At 74.4% G+C, this 425-nt stretch carries 1 protein-coding gene; it reads right to left on the bottom strand.

Annotation, left to right across the window (positions count from 1 at the left end):
• On the bottom strand, positions 1 to 347 hold a 347-nt coding region (locus AOK24_RS51830), incomplete at its 3' end, for an aromatic amino acid lyase (protein WP_240554365.1).
• Positions 348 to 425: the final 78 nt, after the last annotated feature.

Below are 425 nucleotides of genomic sequence, written 5' to 3'. Positions count from 1 at the left end.
TGCGGGAACGCCCGGAACCCGTACGGATCCTGCACCCGCCGCGCGGCCACGACCGGCACCTCCGGCCATCCCAGCAGCCGCCGCACCTCCCCCGCCGCGTGCGCGGCACCGGCGTACGGCCGCAGCGCGTGCACGGGAGCGGCGTACGCCTCGGCCGACCCGGACACAGCGGCGAGCGAGAGCGCGGCGACGACATGCGTGGCCCGCAGCAGGGCGTCCAACTCCCGCCAGGCCAGGGCGGCTTGAGCGAGAGCAAGGGCGTTGCTGCTCAACAGGGCGAGGGCGTCACCGGGTTGAAGGGCGACGGGCGCGGGGTGCTCACCGAACTCCGGGCGAACCGCAGCCACTTCAGTCACTGAAACCGCAGCCGAGGCGGACACCGAGGTCGAGACCGACCCCGAGGCCGATGCCTGCGCCAAGGCCAG

The organism is Streptomyces niveiscabiei, from assembly GCF_001419795.1.
GTDB lineage: Bacteria > Actinomycetota > Actinomycetes > Streptomycetales > Streptomycetaceae > Streptomyces > Streptomyces niveiscabiei.
This window is presented reverse-complemented; position numbering and strand designations above follow the sequence as displayed.